Origin of the sequence: Sulfitobacter sp. 1A12157 (assembly GCF_043557345.1) — a bacterium.
Taxonomy (GTDB): domain Bacteria; phylum Pseudomonadota; class Alphaproteobacteria; order Rhodobacterales; family Rhodobacteraceae; genus Sulfitobacter.
The window spans coordinates 66,365-80,879 of the sequence record NZ_JBIFFV010000003.1 but is presented as its reverse complement, the minus strand read 5'-3'; the positions used below and the strand labels follow the sequence as shown (position 1 = coordinate 80,879).

General features: G+C 63.4%; 17 protein-coding genes and 1 tRNA gene. 8 read left to right on the top strand and 10 right to left on the bottom strand.

The features are described from left to right. Positions 1 to 27: 27 nt before the first annotated feature. Positions 28 to 1,890, bottom strand: a complete 1,863-nt coding sequence (locus ACGYLC_RS07000; RefSeq protein WP_394422309.1) for an ABC-F family ATP-binding cassette domain-containing protein — start codon at positions 1,888 to 1,890, stop codon at positions 28 to 30. Between the two features lie 106 nt (positions 1,891 to 1,996). On the opposite strand from ACGYLC_RS07000, the gene ndk reads away from it, so the two are divergent. Continuing rightward, a complete protein-coding gene (gene ndk / locus ACGYLC_RS06995) occupies positions 1,997 to 2,419 on the top strand; it encodes a nucleoside-diphosphate kinase (RefSeq protein WP_067266630.1) in 423 nt (140 codons plus the stop codon). A gap of 61 nt (positions 2,420 to 2,480) precedes the next feature. Here the strand turns inward: ndk and ACGYLC_RS06990 are convergent, their stop codons facing one another. The 3 genes from ACGYLC_RS06990 to ACGYLC_RS06980 all read right to left on the bottom strand — a co-directional run bounded on the left by ACGYLC_RS06990 (position 2,481) and on the right by ACGYLC_RS06980 (position 4,182). Next, complete coding sequence (locus tag ACGYLC_RS06990) at positions 2,481 to 2,903, bottom strand: DUF4112 domain-containing protein (protein ID WP_394422308.1); 423 nt, start codon at positions 2,901 to 2,903, stop codon at positions 2,481 to 2,483. Between the two features lie 96 nt (positions 2,904 to 2,999). Further along, positions 3,000 to 3,122 carry a hypothetical protein gene (locus ACGYLC_RS06985; protein WP_394422307.1) on the bottom strand — a complete coding sequence of 41 codons (123 nt, stop codon included), beginning with the start codon at positions 3,120 to 3,122 and terminating at the stop codon, positions 3,000 to 3,002. Between the two features lie 145 nt (positions 3,123 to 3,267). Then, positions 3,268 to 4,182 (bottom strand): MBL fold metallo-hydrolase, encoded by a 915-nt coding sequence (locus ACGYLC_RS06980; RefSeq protein WP_394422306.1) that lies wholly within the window; start codon positions 4,180 to 4,182, stop codon positions 3,268 to 3,270. Positions 4,183 to 4,226: 44 nt separating this feature from the next. Here ACGYLC_RS06980 and ACGYLC_RS06975 point away from each other — a divergent pair, with 44 nt between their 5' ends. Next, positions 4,227 to 5,549: an ATP-binding protein gene (locus ACGYLC_RS06975; protein WP_394403056.1), complete on the top strand. Its 1,323-nt coding sequence runs from the start codon at positions 4,227 to 4,229 to the stop codon at positions 5,547 to 5,549. Positions 5,550 to 5,618: 69 nt separating this feature from the next. Beyond that, complete coding sequence (locus ACGYLC_RS06970; protein WP_394422305.1) at positions 5,619 to 6,068, top strand: DUF4442 domain-containing protein; 450 nt, start codon at positions 5,619 to 5,621, stop codon at positions 6,066 to 6,068. 27 nt (positions 6,069 to 6,095) lie between these two features. On the opposite strand, the gene ACGYLC_RS06965 is transcribed toward ACGYLC_RS06970, so the two are convergent. After that, positions 6,096 to 6,172 (bottom strand) — tRNA-Ile (locus ACGYLC_RS06965). A gap of 128 nt (positions 6,173 to 6,300) precedes the next feature. Here ACGYLC_RS06965 and purM point away from each other — a divergent pair. From purM to rnd, 3 genes are all read left to right on the top strand, one after another. After that, positions 6,301 to 7,347, top strand: coding sequence for a phosphoribosylformylglycinamidine cyclo-ligase (purM, locus tag ACGYLC_RS06960; protein ID WP_394422304.1), 1,047 nt, complete (start codon positions 6,301 to 6,303; stop codon positions 7,345 to 7,347). Then, positions 7,344 to 7,940: a phosphoribosylglycinamide formyltransferase gene (gene purN / locus ACGYLC_RS06955; protein WP_394422303.1), complete on the top strand. Its 597-nt coding sequence runs from the start codon at positions 7,344 to 7,346 to the stop codon at positions 7,938 to 7,940. Before purM ends, purN begins: the two co-directional genes overlap by 4 nt. Positions 7,941 to 8,019: 79 nt before the next feature. Continuing rightward, positions 8,020 to 9,177 carry a ribonuclease D gene (gene rnd / locus ACGYLC_RS06950; RefSeq protein WP_394422302.1) on the top strand — a complete coding sequence of 386 codons (1,158 nt, stop codon included), beginning with the start codon at positions 8,020 to 8,022 and terminating at the stop codon, positions 9,175 to 9,177. A 59-nt stretch (positions 9,178 to 9,236) separates the two neighbouring features. Here the strand turns inward: rnd and ACGYLC_RS06945 are convergent, their stop codons facing one another. Then, on the bottom strand, positions 9,237 to 9,755 hold the full coding sequence (locus ACGYLC_RS06945; RefSeq protein ID WP_394422301.1) for a hypothetical protein: 519 nt from the start codon (positions 9,753 to 9,755) through the stop codon (positions 9,237 to 9,239). 126 nt (positions 9,756 to 9,881) lie between these two features. Here ACGYLC_RS06945 and ACGYLC_RS06940 point away from each other — a divergent pair, with 126 nt between their 5' ends. After that, complete coding sequence (locus ACGYLC_RS06940) at positions 9,882 to 10,292, top strand: SufE family protein (protein WP_394422300.1); 411 nt, start codon at positions 9,882 to 9,884, stop codon at positions 10,290 to 10,292. Between the two features lie 3 nt (positions 10,293 to 10,295). On the opposite strand, the gene ACGYLC_RS06935 is transcribed toward ACGYLC_RS06940, so the two are convergent. Both ACGYLC_RS06935 and ACGYLC_RS06930 read right to left on the bottom strand, forming a co-directional pair. Continuing rightward, on the bottom strand, positions 10,296 to 10,940 hold the full coding sequence (locus ACGYLC_RS06935; protein ID WP_394422299.1) for a DUF1638 domain-containing protein: 645 nt from the start codon (positions 10,938 to 10,940) through the stop codon (positions 10,296 to 10,298). 55 nt (positions 10,941 to 10,995) lie between these two features. Further along, positions 10,996 to 11,694, bottom strand: a complete 699-nt coding sequence (locus ACGYLC_RS06930) for a corrinoid protein (protein ID WP_394422298.1) — start codon at positions 11,692 to 11,694, stop codon at positions 10,996 to 10,998. A 201-nt stretch (positions 11,695 to 11,895) separates the two neighbouring features. Between ACGYLC_RS06930 and ACGYLC_RS06925 the strand changes: the two genes are divergently transcribed. Continuing rightward, positions 11,896 to 12,972 carry a PA0069 family radical SAM protein gene (locus ACGYLC_RS06925; RefSeq protein WP_394422297.1) on the top strand — a complete coding sequence of 359 codons (1,077 nt, stop codon included), beginning with the start codon at positions 11,896 to 11,898 and terminating at the stop codon, positions 12,970 to 12,972. A gap of 3 nt (positions 12,973 to 12,975) precedes the next feature. Here the strand turns inward: ACGYLC_RS06925 and bmt are convergent, their stop codons facing one another. Both bmt and ACGYLC_RS06915 read right to left on the bottom strand, forming a co-directional pair. Continuing rightward, positions 12,976 to 13,989 carry a betaine--homocysteine S-methyltransferase gene (bmt, locus tag ACGYLC_RS06920; RefSeq protein WP_394422296.1) on the bottom strand — a complete coding sequence of 338 codons (1,014 nt, stop codon included), beginning with the start codon at positions 13,987 to 13,989 and terminating at the stop codon, positions 12,976 to 12,978. Between the two features lie 134 nt (positions 13,990 to 14,123). After that, on the bottom strand, positions 14,124 to 14,441 hold the full coding sequence (locus ACGYLC_RS06915) for a DUF1476 domain-containing protein (RefSeq protein WP_394422295.1): 318 nt from the start codon (positions 14,439 to 14,441) through the stop codon (positions 14,124 to 14,126). Between the last annotated feature and the right edge of the window lie 74 nt (positions 14,442 to 14,515).

Genomic DNA, 14,515 nt, shown 5'->3' with positions numbered 1-14,515 from the left:
CGATGTAATAAACTGAACGCAACCGGGTCAGGCCGTGGCCTTTTCCAGCTTTTCCTGTGCGCCCATCCAAAGGCCCTCGGCGCGGTCCAGCGCCTCCATCACTTCGGCGTATTTCTTGTTCCAGACCTCAAGCTCGCCGGTTTTGGCGTCTTCGTAAAGCGCGGGATCGGCGAGTTTCTTGGCCAGCTTGTCGCGCATCTCGTTGATCTTTTCCATCCGCGCTTCGGCCTTGCGGACCTCGCTGCGCAGGGCCAGCACCTCGTCACGGCTGGCGCGTTTGGGCTTGGGCGCTTCTTTCGGCTTGGCGGGGTTTTTGCTGACCGGCTTTTCCGGGGTCAGCAGCATCTTGCGATAGGCTTCGAGATCTTCCTCATAGGGTTTGACCGTGCCGTTCGACACCAGCCACAGCCGGTCGGCCACGAGCGACAGCAGGTGCATGTCGTGGCTAACAAGGATCACCGCGCCCGAATAGCGCGTTAGCGCCTCGACCAGCGCTTCGCGGCTTTCGATGTCGAGGTGGTTGGTCGGCTCGTCGAGGATCAGCAGATGCGGCGCGTGCAGTGTTGCCAAGAGCAGCGACAGCCGCGCCTTCTGCCCGCCCGAAAGCCGCCCGACCTCGGTCTCGGCCTGTTCCGGGCCAAGGCCGAAGCCCGCGAGTTGGGCGCGCAGTTTCGATTGCAGCACGCCGGGGCGGGCCGCGATCATGTGCTGCAACGGGGTCTCTTCGACGATCAGCTCGTCGACCTGATGCTGGGCGAAGAAACCAACGCGCAATTTCGAGGAATTGACCTGACGCCCGGCCATCAGCGGCAAGCGGTCCGACAGCAGTTTCGCCAGCGTCGACTTGCCCTGACCATTCTTGCCCAGAAGGGCGATGCGGTCGTCTTGGTCAATGCGCAGGTTCAGCCGTGTGAGCACCGGGTTGTCGTCGCTGTAGCCGACCGACCCGTTTTCGATGTTGATGATCGGCGGCGAAAGCTCCTCGGGTTCGGGGAAGGTGAAGACCTTGCGTGCCACGTCCTCGGGCGCGGTGATCATGTCCATCTTCTCGATCATCTTCAGGCGCGATTGCGCCTGTTTGGCCTTGCTCGCCTTGGCTTTGAAACGGTCGACGAAGGCCTGCATGTGATCGCGCCGAGCCTGCTGCTTCTTGGCCATCGCCGCCTGCAGCGCGCGTTTCTCGGCGCGCTGGCGGGCGAACTGATCGTAGGGGCCTTGGTAATAGGTCAGCTTGCGGTCTTCGAGATGCAGGATGCCGCCAACGGCGCGGTTCAACAGGCCGCGGTCGTGGCTGATGATCAGCACCGTATGCGGATATTTCGCCAGATAGCTTTCCAGCCAGAGCGCGCCTTCGAGGTCGAGGTAGTTGGTCGGCTCATCGAGCAGCAGCAGATCGGGCTGGGCAAACAACACCGCCGCCAGCGCCACGCGCATCCGCCAGCCGCCCGAGAAGGCGGAGCAAGGCATCTGCTGTTCGTCGTCGTCGAAACCAAGCCCCTTGAGGATCGAGGCGGCGCGGCCCTCGGCGGACCATGCGTCGATATCCGCAAGCCGGGTCTGGATGTCAGCGATGCGGGCGGGATCCTCGGCGGTTTCGCTCTCTTTCATCAACCGCGCGCGTTCGATGTCTGCTTCGAGCACCGTGTCGATCAGCGAGGTCTCGGACGAGGGTACCTCTTGCGCCACGCCGCCGATCTTGGCGCGGGACGGCAAAGAGATATCGCCGCTGTCGAGTGACAGCTCGCCACGGATGATCTTGAACAGCGTCGTCTTGCCCGCGCCGTTGCGTCCGACGATGCCGACCTTATGCCCCTCGGGGATCACGGCGGAGGCTTCCTCGAACAGGGGCCGGCCTTCGACGGAGTAGTTGATTTCTGAAATGCGTAACATGAAAGCCGTTTGGCGCAAGCGAGGCGGAAGGTCAATCACGGCTTTTCATGGGCCAGACCCCATGCTAGGGAGCGCGCAAATCAACACCCGCTATGGAGTACAGCCAATGGCCCTCGAACGCACCTTCTCGATCATCAAGCCCGACGCAACTCGCCGCAACCTGACCGGCGCCATCGTCAAGAAATTCGAAGACGCGGGCCTGCGCGTTGTCGCACAAAAGCGCATCCACCTGACAAAGGCTCAGGCGGGCGAGTTCTACAAGGTGCACGCCGAGCGTCCCTTCTACGACGAACTGTGCGAGTTCATGGCCTCCGCGCCGATCGTGGCTCAGGTTCTGGAAGGTGAAAACGCCATCGCGAAAAACCGCGAAGTGATGGGCGCGACCAACCCTGCCGATGCGGCAGAGGGCACCATCCGCGCCGAGTTCGCTGAAAGCGTTGGCGAAAACTCCGTCCACGGTTCCGACGCGCCGGAAACCGCAGCGGTTGAGATCGCATACTTCTTCTCCGGTCTGGAACTGGTCGGCTAAGCCAGCCGTTCTTCGGAAAGACTGAAAGGGCCGCCTCGGGGCGGCCCTTTTTCTTTGGCGATCAGTTGTTGAGCGTCGGGTGGTGTGAGGACATGCGCCCTTCGACATCGCCCATCGGCGGCGCCTTGGCGGCTTGATCCTTCAGGTGACGCTCCAGCAGATCGACATTGCGCAGCTTTGACTTCCATCCGATATCGAAAAGGTCACCGACCAGCGGGACAGAGCCGATGAAATAGTCGATCCCGGTGTTTACCAGCATTTTCGCCAGCACGCTGTTGGGCGCGCCCATGCGGTGCGATTCTTTCAGGATATACGCCGAGGGAAGAAGGGCGAGCGTATCGCCCACCACCGGCACGAGGCCCAGTATCGAATCCCACCCCATCCGCACGCCGACGATCGGCAGCTTATAGGCGCTGTCCATGCTGACGGCCAATCGGCGCAGACGGGCGAGGTCAGCTTCGTGAGAGGGGGTATGGGGTGTCATATCGGTCCTTGCGTGTTGCTCTGGTCGGCAAACGCATGGTTCAGCCCCAAAGTTCCCCCCCTCCGCCGGCCCCATCCGGCACGTGGGGAGTGCCGCTTAAAGGCTGGCGTAATCGGTGATCAGCGGCGTGGGACGCCGTGGCGGCTGGGCCGAGGTGCCGTTTGGCTTCGGCGCGGGCTTTGGTTTTTGCGGTTGCGGCGTTCTGTCTAGTCGGGCCATCGGGTAGCTCCTTTGCTGCTCGCTGGGGTTTGATGTCTCTCACCCCCGCAACCAGCTTGGGCGCGGTTCGGGTCCATAAAGGGGCCAGATTGCGCCCAGAATGGGGCATTTGTTGCGATTTTGCGACGGAATGCCCGGTATTTCCCTATGGGTTGAGGATGAAACGCGCCTCTGCCTGCAGGGTGCCCTCTGGGGCGACACGCCCCCGGCCTGTCAAGTCGACCAGATGTGCGAGCACGTTTCGGGTGGCCGCCCCCAAGAGCGCGGCAGGTGTTTCGGTATAGATGGCGCGGGCGAGATCTTCCGCGGTGGCGGGCCCGTCGGCCAAAGCGTCGAGGATCGACGCCTCCCGCGCGCGGCGATGCGCGACCAACCAGTCGAGCCGCGCGTTGGGATCGCTGACCGGCGCGCCGTGACCGGGGTAGAAGACCCGCCACTGCCGCGCGCCCAGCTTCTCGCAGGAGGCCATGAAATCGGTCAGATCCCCATCGGGGGGCGAGACAAGCGAGGTGGCCCATCCCATGACGTGATCCGCCGTCAGGCAGGCGTCCCCCCAAGCAAGGCTGACATGATTGCCGATGTGGCCCGGCGTGTGCAGCACTTCCAGCGTCCAGCCGTCCCCCTCCAGCAGGTCACCATCGGCTAGGGTGTGATCGGGGCGAAAGCCGTGGTCGACACCTTCACCGCCGCCCATCAGCCCCGCCTCGGCCAGCCCCTGCATCACCACCGACCGGCCCGCCGTGGCATCCCCAAAGGCCCAGACCTCAGCCCCCGTGCGCGCGGCCAGCGGGCGGGCGAGCGGCGCGTGATCCAGATGCGTATGGGTCACGATGATATGGCTGATCTGCTGCCCAGGCTGGATCGCGGCGAGGATCGCCTCAAGATGCGCGGGGCTGTCGGGGCCGGGGTCGATCACCGCCACGTCGGTCTCGCCCAAGAGATAGGTATTGGTGCCGCGATAGGTCATCGGCGAGGGGTTGGGCGCCACGATCCGCCGCAGCCCGGGTTCCAAGGGTTCGGCAATGCCAATCTCGGGGTCGAAGTTGTCGGGCGGCAGCATGGTTTCACCTTTCGCTGGGGCAGGGGGCTGGCTAAGGTCTAGCCATGAATTTTGCCTGGCTCAAACGATATGTGCCGCGCGGCATCTACGGACGCGCCGCGCTGATCCTGCTGTTACCAGTGGTGTTTTTGCAGTTGGTCGTGGTGGTGATCTTTGCGCAGAGGCATTTCGAAGGTGTCACCGGCCAGATGACCGATACGGTCCTGAGGGAACTGGAACTGGTCATGCTGGCGGTTGGCACGGCCCCCGATGCGCAATCCGTGCCCATGGCGGTTGAGGCGCGGGCGGGCCCGCTTGATTTCGTGGTAACGCCCGCCAACCGTCCGCTGCCTAAAAAGGACAGCATGCTGTGGTACGACTATTCGGGCCGCGTGCTGATCCCGCGCTTGCGCAGTAAGATGGACGGGATCGAAGCGGTGGACCTCAGCGATGACGATTTCGTCGTGCTCTATATCGAGAGCGTGCACGGGCCGCTGCGCATCCAGTTCGAGCGGCGGCGCATCTCGGCCTCGAACCCGCATCAGCTTTTCGTCTACACCGTGTTTTTCGGCGTGCTCTTGAGCTATATCGCCACGATTTACCTGCGCAATCAGCTGCGCCCCATCAAACGGCTGGCCCGCGCGGCGGAAGCCTTTGGCCGGGGGCGGCATGAGCCCTATACACCCACCGGCGCCATCGAGGTCCGCGCGGCGGGCAACGCTTTCGTCGACATGCGCGCCCGGATCGAGCGGCAGATCGAGCAGCGCACGCTGATGCTCTCGGGGGTCAGCCACGACCTGCGCACGCCGCTGACCCGGATGCGTCTTGGCCTGTCGATGATCGACGATGAGGATGCCGCACCGCTACTGGCCGATGTCGATGACATGCAGCGGATGCTGGACGAATTCCTGAACTTCGCCAAGGGCGCCGCCGAGGGTGAACCCGAAGAGGTGGCCCCGCATGGGTTCGTCAGCGCCATTGTCGAAGACGCGCAGCGGGCCGGGCGCAGGGTCACGCTGCTGCCGCCCGAAGGCGCGGGCGAGGGGATTGTGAAGCTGCGCAGGGTCGCGATGCGCCGGGCGGTGGACAACCTGATCTCAAACGCCGTGCGCTATGGCACGCAGGCCGAAGTCTCGGTCATGCTCAGCGATCGCACCCTGCGCATCCGGGTCGAAGACGACGGCCCCGGCATCCCAGAAGCGCGGCGGGACGAGGCGACGCGGCCTTTCTCGCGGCTTGATCCTGCGCGCAACCAGGACAAGGGCGGCGGCGTGGGGCTGGGCCTTGCCATCGCATCCGACATCGCGCGCGCCCATGGCGGGGTGCTGCGGCTTGGGGAATCGGACCGCCTTGGCGGGCTGCGTGCCGATATCGTCATCGCGCGGTGACCCGGCGGCATGATTGTGCCGCGCGCGCGGCTTTGCCACAGTGAGGTGACCCTGATACGGAGCGCAGCGATGACCCCCTATGACATGATCAAAGCCCATCTCGACACGGCCGTACCCTTTGCCGCCCATGTCGGGGTGAAATTGCTTGAGATCGCAGATGGCACCGCCAGCGCCGAATTGGTGCAGCGGCATGAGACCTCGAACCACATCGGCACGCAGCACGCGGGCGCGATGTTTACCTTGGGCGAGGCGGCCTCGGGTGCCGCAATGGCCGGGGCGATCGCGCCGGTGATCATGGACATGCGCCCCGTCGCGGCCATGGGGCAGATCACCTTCAAAAAGATTGCCGAAGGCACGCTGACCGCCCATGCCCAAACCGCGCGCCCCGGGGCCGAGCTGCTGAGGGCACTGCAAGAAGACGGCAAAGTCGCCTTTGACGTGGCTGTCGACATCCAGAACGAAGCGGGTGAGACGGTGGTCGAGATGCAGGTGACCTGGCACGTCAGCGCCAAACGGTGAAGGCCGCGAAAGGCGGGGGCGGAAGTATGGTAGGCCCGGCAGGACTTGAACCCGCAACCAAAGCGTTATGAGCGCTCTGCTCTAACCAATTGAGCTACAGGCCCGCCATGGGCGTTTGGGTATGACGCCGCAGGCCGAGCGTCAAGACATTAGCTGCACCAAATGATTGCAGTGGGCGGCGCAATACTCTAACTCCGCGCGCAAGGGAAAATGCGCGCCGGGGGCCATGACCATGACGAAATCCGACAACGGAATCACCTATGCCGAAGCAGGCGTGGATATTGACGCAGGCAATGCGCTTGTAGAGCGGATCAAACCGGCGGCGAAATCCACCGCACGGCCCGGCGTCATGTCCGGCCTCGGCGGCTTTGGCGCGCTGTTCGATCTGAAGGGGGCAGGCTTCACCGACCCGGTGCTGGTCGCGGCGACCGATGGCGTGGGCACGAAGCTGCGCATCGCGATCGACACCGGCAATGTCGACAGCATCGGCATTGATCTGGTCGCCATGTGCGTCAACGATCTGGTTTGCCAAGGGGCCGAGCCGCTGTTCTTCCTCGACTATTTCGCGACCGGAAAGCTGGAACTCGACAGCGCCGCCCGGATCATCGAAGGCATCGCCAAGGGCTGTGCCAATTCCGGTTGTGCCTTGATCGGAGGCGAGACGGCTGAAATGCCGGGCATGTATCACGCGGGTGATTTCGACCTCGCCGGTTTCTCGGTCGGCGCGATGGAGCGCGGGACCGAGCTGCCGCGCGATGTGAAAGAGGGCGACGTGCTTTTGGGCCTGCCGAGCGACGGGGTGCATTCCAACGGCTACAGCCTCGTGCGCAAGATCGTTGAACGGAGCGGTCTGGGCTGGGGTGACGGTTGCCCCTGGGGCGATGGTGATCTGGGCAGTGCGCTGCTCACACCCACGAAACTCTACGTCAAAGGCGCCGTGGCGGCCCTGCGCGCCGATGCCGTCTCGGCGCTGGCGCATATCACCGGCGGGGGCCTGACCGAGAACCTGCCGCGCGTGCTGCCCGTGGGCCTCGCCGCTGAGATCGACCTCAACGCATGGGAATTGCCGCCGGTCTTCAAATGGCTGGCCGCCGAAGGGGGCATGGCCGAGGCCGAGATGCTCAAGACCTTCAACGCCGGGATTGGCATGGTCGCCGTGGTCTCCGCCGACCAGGTCGAGGCCGCCAAGGCCGCCTTTGCCGAGGATGGCCATAGCGCGATTGAGATCGGGCGCATCACCACCGGCAATGGCGTCACCTATTCCGGCGCGCTGCTTTGACCAAGCGGGTTGCGATTTTCGTCTCGGGCGGCGGCTCTAACATGCGGGCGCTGGTCGAGGATATGACCGGCGACCATGCAGGCCGCCCCTGTCTGGTGCTGTCGAATAACGCGGATGCGGGCGGGATCGCTTGGGCGCAGGGGCAGGGGATCGCGACCGAAGTGGTCGATCACCGCCCCTTCGGCAAGGACCGCCCGGCCTTCGAGGCGGCGCTCAGCGCCGCGCTTGAGGCCTATGCGCCCGACATCATCTGCCTTGCCGGTTTCATGCGCAAATTGACCGAAGGCTTCACCGATGCTTGGGCCGGGCGGATGATCAACATCCACCCCTCGCTATTGCCGAAATACCGCGGGCTGCACACCCATGCCCGCGCGCTGGAAGCTGGCGATACCGAGCATGGCTGCACCGTGCATGAGGTGACCGCCGCACTCGATGACGGTCCGATCCTTGGTCAGGCGCGCATCCCCGTTCTGCCCGGCGACACGGCCGAGAGTTTGGCCGAGCGGGTCTTGGTGCAGGAACACCGCCTTTACCCCGCCGTGCTGCGCCGTTTCGCCGCCGGTGAGCGGGAGCCGGTGATGCTCACGGGCTGACGCTGGTCAAACCTTCCTGCGTGATGTACCTCTTTGACAAAGCCCGATGACCGGGCGTGCAACATGTCAAAGAGCATATATGAAAACCATCACCACGACCGCCGACCTCGCGCAATTCTGTGAAGAGGCTGCGCGCCATGATTACGTGACCGTCGACACGGAATTCCTGCGTGAGCGGACCTATTATTCCAAACTCTGCCTTGTTCAGCTTGCCATGCCCGGCACCGATGACAGCAACGCCGTGTTGGTCGACCCCTTGGCCGATGGCATCTCGCTAGAGCCGCTGTACGATCTGTTCCGCGACACATCGGTGGTCAAGGTCTTCCACGCCGCGCGGCAGGATCTCGAGATCTTCTATGTTGACGCCAAGGTCTTTCCCAAGCCGCTGTTCGACACGCAGGTCGCCGCGATGGTCTGCGGCTTTGGGGAACAGGTGGGTTATGAGACTTTGGTGCGCAAGATTGCGCATCAGTCGCTCGACAAGACCTCGCGTTTCACCGATTGGTCGCGCCGCCCGCTGACCGAGGCGCAGAAGACCTATGCCTTGGCCGACGTGACCCATCTGCGCCAAATCTACGAGTTTCTGGCCCGCAAGCTTGAACAGACAGGCCGCGCGCGGTGGGTCGCCGAAGAGCTTGAGACGTTGCTCAGCCCCGACACCTATGTGACCCAACCGCAAGACGCGTGGAAGCGGGTCAAGACCCGGACCAATTCGCCCAAGTTTCTGGCGATCGTCCGTGAGTTGGCCGCTTTCCGTGAGGATTACGCCCGCAGCCGCAACATACCGCGCAACCGGGTGTTCAAGGATGACGCGCTGGTCGAATTGGCAAGCCTGAAGCCCTCGAATGGCGACGAGTTGAACCGCGCCCGTCTGCTGCTGCGCGAAGCCCGCAAGGGCGACATCGCCGAAGGGATCCTGAAAGCCGTGGCCGCAGGCGTGGCCTGCAAGCCTGCCGACATGCCCCAGCCCGACCGCAAGCGCGACAAGCTGCAGGTGAACCCGGCGCTGGCCGATCTTCTGCGGGTGCTGCTCAAGGCCAAGACCGAAAGCGCGGGCGTCGCGGCCAAGCTCATCGCCTCGGCCAGCGATCTTGACATGCTGTCGGCAGGGGAGCGTGACGTGCAGGCGCTGCGCGGCTGGCGGCATGAGGTCTTCGGTGCCGATGCACTGCTGCTCTGCGAAGGCAAGATCGCCTTGGCCGCTGACGGGAACGACGTGAAGGCGGTCAAAGTCTGAAACGAAAAGAGCCGCCCGATCCGGGGCGGCTCTTTCTCAATAAAGGGTCGCGCGGCGTCTTAGCGGCGAGAGACCAAAGCATTCAACTGCCCTTCGACGCGAATCTCGCGCACCCCGGCCAGCATCTGATCGGTCAGGCGACGCCCGGCAATCACTTCGCGCGTGGGGCGGCTGCCTTGCGGGGTGGCCTTGTCGGGGCGCACCCCTTCCAAACGATAGGTCAGAACACCGTCGACGGGCGTCTCATCCGGCGTCGCGGGGGTCAGGCGCACTTTGTAGATTCCTTGGCGTGCCGCCAGCCCGGTGGCGCGCAGAATCGCACCGCCCGGCACCGGCTCGATGGTCAGATCGGTAATCTGCTCAAAGGGGCGCCCCTCATAGGTCTCGACCTCAACCGCGCGCCGCGCGAACAGCCCGCTGCGCTGCGGGATCAGGGGGTTCGTGCTCTCCGCCGGGGCGGCCTCAACCGAACGGGCGGGGCCAAACCAATTCAACGGATTGATGCGGCTGTCACGGACCGTGCCGCAGGCGGATACCAAAAGGGTCGAAGCCAAAAGAGCGAGGATTGTCTTGCGCATGGGAACCGCCGTTAAGTTTACTTGCCTTGTGCTACCCCATCCCGCCAGCCTTGGGAAGGGGGTGGACCTTTGCCCATGGGCATCCTACCTGTCAGGCAATGGAATTCACCCGAAGAGAGTGCACAGATGGCCACGCCCGCCTTTGAAGAACTGGTCGAGGATTTCGAGTTTCTGGACGATTGGGAAGACCGCTATCGCCATGTGATCGACCTTGGCAAAGCGATGGAGCAGCTGCCCGAGCCGCTGCGCGTCCCGGCGACCAAGGTCGATGGCTGCGCCTCTCAGGTCTGGCTGCATGCACAGTTCGAGGGCGGGAAACTGCATTTCGACGGCGCCAGCGATGCGATGATCGTCTCAGGGTTGATCGCGGTTTTACGCAAGCTTTACAACGGTTTGACACCTAGCGAGGTGGGCGGCGTCGATGCCAAGGCGGAACTGGCGCGGCTGGGGTTGAACGACCACCTCTCGGCGCAGCGCTCGAACGGATTGCGCGCGATGATCGAGCGGGTGCGTGAAACGGCAGCGCAGGAAGCGTAACGCTCAGAGGGCGCGCAACGCGCGCGCCAAATCCCCGTACCCCGTGAAGCGCCGCTCGAACGCGAGGCCGAGCCGTGCGGCGCAGTCTTGGGCCTTTTCGGTCAGCGCCGGGTCATCCGTCTGCGCCTGATAGACCAATTTCTCGTAATTGCCGAAATACATGTCGCGCAGCTCGGGATGCCGGTCGAGGCCCATGGGTTTGATGATGAAAGCGTCGAACTGCCGGACCAGAAAATCGGTGAGGTAGAAGGTGGTGATTTCATCTTCGGCGGTTTTGGCGAAGCTCTCGTTGCCTTGGAAAAAGCTGTAGCAATGCGGCCCCGCCACCATTTGCACGCCCAATTCGGCGCAGGCGCGTTCCAAACCGCCCCCCGTGCCGCAATCGGCGTAGACGACGAAGAAGTCGTCATAGTCCGTACGGTGTTTGGTGACCGTGTCGCGCACCGCCTGCGTGATCTTCTCCGGGTAGAGGTGAAATTTCGCGGGCAGGCAGGTCAGATCCAGATGGGTCCAACCATTGGCGGCTTTCAGATCCAAAATCTCACGCGCCAGCGCCCCGCAGGCAATCAGGAGAATACGGCCCGCGCGCGTGGGCGCGAGCCCGTCTTGGGTCAGGGTCCGGTCATCTGGCAGCGACGTGTCATTCATGCCGATACCATCGCATGTCACCGCGCCCCAAGCCAAGCGGGCAGGGGCGAGAGGCTTAGGCGTTGGCCGAATTATGTCGACGGCCCATCCAATCTTTTGCGGTTTCCACCGCCACGGCAGCGTCGCGGCAATAGGCATCGGCCCCGATGGCCTTGCCAAATTCCTCGTTCAGCGGCGCGCCCCCGACCAGCACGATATAGTCGTCGCGCTTGCCCTGTTCGACCAGCGTGTCGATCACCACCTTCATATAGGGCATGGTCGTGGTCAACAGGGCGGACATGCCAAGGATATCGGCCTGTTCCGCTTCGAGCGCTTCAAGATAGGCTTCGACCGCGTTGTTGATGCCCAGATCGACGACCTCGAAACCCGCGCCTTCCATCATCATGCCAACAAGGTTCTTGCCGATGTCGTGAATGTCGCCTTTGACGGTGCCGATGACCATTTTGCCGACGCGCGGCGCGCCGGTTTCAGCAAGCAACGGCTTGAGGATGGCCATGCCGCCCTTCATCGCATTGGCAGCCAGCAACACCTCGGGCACAAAGAGGATCCCATCGCGGAAATCGGCCCCCACAATGGTCATGCCGCCGACAAGCGCCTTGGTCAGGATCTCATAGGGCTCCCACCCCCGGTCGAGCAGGATTTCCACCCCTTCCTCGATCTCTTCCTTGAGACCGTCATAGAGGTCATCGAACATCTGCTGGACAAGTTCTTCGTCGTCCAACTCGGCCAGGATGATATCGTCTTCTTCCGACATGGTGTTTCCTTCTGCTGGGCGTGCAGGTGCATGACACTTGAGCCCTTGTCTCACGGAATGTTAGCGCCGGGGTCGCGGTTTGCGACATCGGCCGCGCCTTGCGCGACGCCTTGGGGGCAAACTACTGCTTTTTGCGGTGTTAGGACAAGGGTTTGCACGAGGTTACTTTCCGATGTTCGCGAAATGTTCTAGCCTTCTTTCATGGATAGGGAAGACCAGCGATTCCGCGTGCTTGGCCGCGCGGCAGCCAGTAATGATGCGGGCCGGTTTGAGCGTCATAGCCGCGTGGCCGAAGATGACGGTTGGGCCCGCGAGGAGGTGCTTCCGGTGCTGCGCACCCAGACCAGTATTGAGGTGCCGCGCCGGGTGATCACCTACAACCGCTCGCCGGATTTGCCTTTTGATCGGTCGATAAACCCCTATCGGGGCTGCGAACATGGCTGCGTCTACTGTTTCGCGCGGCCCAGCCATGCCTACCTCGGCCTATCGCCGGGCTTGGATTTCGAAACCCAGTTGATCGCCCGCCCCGAAGCGCCAGAGGTTCTGGCGCGGGAACTGCGGTCGAAGCGGTACCAGGTCGCGCCCATCGCCATCGGCACCAACACCGACCCCTATCAGCCGATCGAAAAGACCCATGGCATCATGCGAGAATGTCTTGAGGTGTTAGCCGCGTTTAATCACCCGGTGGCGATCGTCACAAAGGGCAGCCTGATCGAACGCGACATTGACATCCTGGGCGACATGGCAGGGCGCGGATTGGCAGCGGTCGGCATTTCGGTGACCACGCTGGACGCAAAGTTGAGCCGTTTGATGGAGCCGCGCGCGCCCGCGCCGCAGCGGCGGTTGCAGGTAATCCGAAAGCTGTCGGAGGCAGGCATCCCGGTGCGGATCATGGCATCGCCGATGATCCCGGCGCTGACGGACCCGGAGTTGGAGGCGATCCTCACCGCCGGACGCGAGGCCGGCGCGCGGCATGCAAGCTGGATCATGCTGCGCCTGCCGCGAGAGGTGTCGCCGCTGGTGCAGGACTGGCTCGCCACCCATTACCCCGATCGCGCCGAGCGGATCATGGCGCGCTTGCGCGATATGCATGGGGGTAAGGAATATGACGCAGGCTGGCACAAACGGATGCGGGGCGAGGGGCCATATGCGCAGATGGTGGCGCAACGCTTTGATTTGGCGGTGAAGCGTCTGGGGCTGGCCCGTTCCGGCGTGCCGCTGCGCCGCGATCTGTTTCGACCGCCCTTCGAAAAGGGCGATCAATTGAGTTTGTTCTGAGCCTCAGCCCCGGCGGCGCCCGCGGCGCGGGCCTCGGGTTGGGCCTTGGCCATCGGTGCCATCGCTTTCGGAAGAGAAATCGCCAATCTCTTCGCGGATTTGCTCCAGCGTGGGGGCCGGGCCTTTTTCGGTGCTGTCGAGCGCCTCGCGCATGGCGACCAGATGCTCGGGCAGGGTGCCGCAGCAGCCGCCGATGATGCTTGCGCCTGCGTTGCGGGCCATCACCGCATAGCGCGCCATCAATTCGGGCGTGCCGTCATAGTGAATGTGGCCTTCGACGTATTTCGGGATGCCTGCGTTGCCTTTGGAGATGATCGGCAGCGTGCCGTTCTTCGCGGCAAAGCCAAGCACGGTGCGCAGCAGGTCAGAGGCGCCGGTGCCGCAGTTGGCGCCATAGGCCAGCGGCATGTTGTCCAGCTCATGCACCAGATCGACCATCCCTTCGGAGGTCAGCCCCATCATGGTGCGCCCAGCGGTGTCAAAGCTCATTGTGCCACACCACGGCAGACCGGCCAGTTGGAAGCCCTCGGCTGCGGCGCGGTATTCTTCGGGGGCGCTGATCGTCTCCAACCAGCCGATATCGGCACCGCCTGCTTTGAGGCCATCGGCGGTCTCGTGGAACATCTCGACGGCGAGGGAATGCGACAGGGCGCCCACAGGCTCCATGATCTCACCCGTGGGGCCGACGGAGCCTGCGACGATCACCTTGCGCTCGGCGGTATCGGCCACTTCGCGCGCCAATTCGGCAGAGACGCGGCTCAACTCATGCACGCGGTTCTGCGCGTCGTGCAGCTTGAGACGGGCGGCATTGGCGCCGAAGGAATTGGTTAGGAACAGATCGCTGCCCGAATCCACCGCGAAACGGTAAAGCTTGGTAATCTTGGCGGGCTCGTCGGTGTTCCACAATTCGGGTGCGTCGCCCGACATCAGCCCCATGTTGAACAGATTGGTGCCCGTGGCCCCATCGGCGAGCAATGTGCCCTTTTCAGCGAGAAGATCGGTGAATGCGTTGCTCATGGGGGCTCCTGTTGGGTCTTGGAATTTCGCCTGATGTCATGATGGCTACTTAGGGGCAACCTCATAATATTCATCTTCATTATGAGGGCAGGCGGGAAGGCTGCGCCCCGGCGCCGGCACCGGGGCGCTGAGGGTCAGTTGGCCTCGCTCAACAGTTGCGCCTTGGCCTCGGCCATCAGGCTTTGCATCTTGCCGCGGATCGTCGCCTCATCCGCGCGGTTGCCCAGATCGCCCGAGACTTTGCGATAAACGTCTTCGTCGCCCGCCTCTTCGAAATCGGATTTCACGACCTCTTTGGCATAGTCCTCGGCGTCGCTGCCGGATTTGCCCAAAAGTTCAGCAGCCCAGAGGCCCAGAAGCTTGTTGCGCCGCGCCTCGGCGCGGAATTGCATGTCCGCGTCGTGGGCGAACTTGCTTTCAAAGGCATTTGCGCGGTCGTCAAAGTTGCTCATGGCGGGTCTCCGATTGCTGTTGTTACCCGTTTGATATGCGAACGCCTGCCCGTTCTCGCAAGTGGCGGGGCAAA

Excerpts from the sequence above, each read along its gene's own strand:
- rnd (WP_394422302.1), top strand. The coding sequence starts at position 8,020 with ATGAAAACCATCACCACGACCGCCGACCTCGCGCAATTCTGTGAAGAG.
- ACGYLC_RS07000 (WP_394422309.1), bottom strand. The coding sequence starts at position 1,890 with ATGTTACGCATTTCAGAAATCAACTACTCCGTCGAAGGCCGGCCCCTG.
- ACGYLC_RS06945 (WP_394422301.1), bottom strand. The coding sequence starts at position 9,755 with ATGCGCAAGACAATCCTCGCTCTTTTGGCTTCGACCCTTTTGGTATCC.
- ACGYLC_RS06935 (WP_394422299.1), bottom strand. The coding sequence starts at position 10,940 with ATGAATGACACGTCGCTGCCAGATGACCGGACCCTGACCCAAGACGGG.
- ndk (WP_067266630.1), top strand. The coding sequence starts at position 1,997 with ATGGCCCTCGAACGCACCTTCTCGATCATCAAGCCCGACGCAACTCGC.
- bmt (WP_394422296.1), bottom strand. The coding sequence starts at position 13,989 with ATGAGCAACGCATTCACCGATCTTCTCGCTGAAAAGGGCACATTGCTC.
- ACGYLC_RS06980 (WP_394422306.1), bottom strand. The coding sequence starts at position 4,182 with ATGCTGCCGCCCGACAACTTCGACCCCGAGATTGGCATTGCCGAACCC.
- ACGYLC_RS06970 (WP_394422305.1), top strand. The coding sequence starts at position 5,619 with ATGACCCCCTATGACATGATCAAAGCCCATCTCGACACGGCCGTACCC.
- ACGYLC_RS06925 (WP_394422297.1), top strand. The coding sequence starts at position 11,896 with ATGGATAGGGAAGACCAGCGATTCCGCGTGCTTGGCCGCGCGGCAGCC.
- ACGYLC_RS06915 (WP_394422295.1), bottom strand. The coding sequence starts at position 14,441 with ATGAGCAACTTTGACGACCGCGCAAATGCCTTTGAAAGCAAGTTCGCC.
- ACGYLC_RS06990 (WP_394422308.1), bottom strand. The coding sequence starts at position 2,903 with ATGACACCCCATACCCCCTCTCACGAAGCTGACCTCGCCCGTCTGCGC.
- ACGYLC_RS06975 (WP_394403056.1), top strand. The coding sequence starts at position 4,227 with ATGAATTTTGCCTGGCTCAAACGATATGTGCCGCGCGGCATCTACGGA.
- purM (WP_394422304.1), top strand. The coding sequence starts at position 6,301 with ATGACGAAATCCGACAACGGAATCACCTATGCCGAAGCAGGCGTGGAT.
- ACGYLC_RS06930 (WP_394422298.1), bottom strand. The coding sequence starts at position 11,694 with ATGTCGGAAGAAGACGATATCATCCTGGCCGAGTTGGACGACGAAGAA.
- ACGYLC_RS06985 (WP_394422307.1), bottom strand. The coding sequence starts at position 3,122 with ATGGCCCGACTAGACAGAACGCCGCAACCGCAAAAACCAAAGCCCGCG.
- ACGYLC_RS06940 (WP_394422300.1), top strand. The coding sequence starts at position 9,882 with ATGGCCACGCCCGCCTTTGAAGAACTGGTCGAGGATTTCGAGTTTCTG.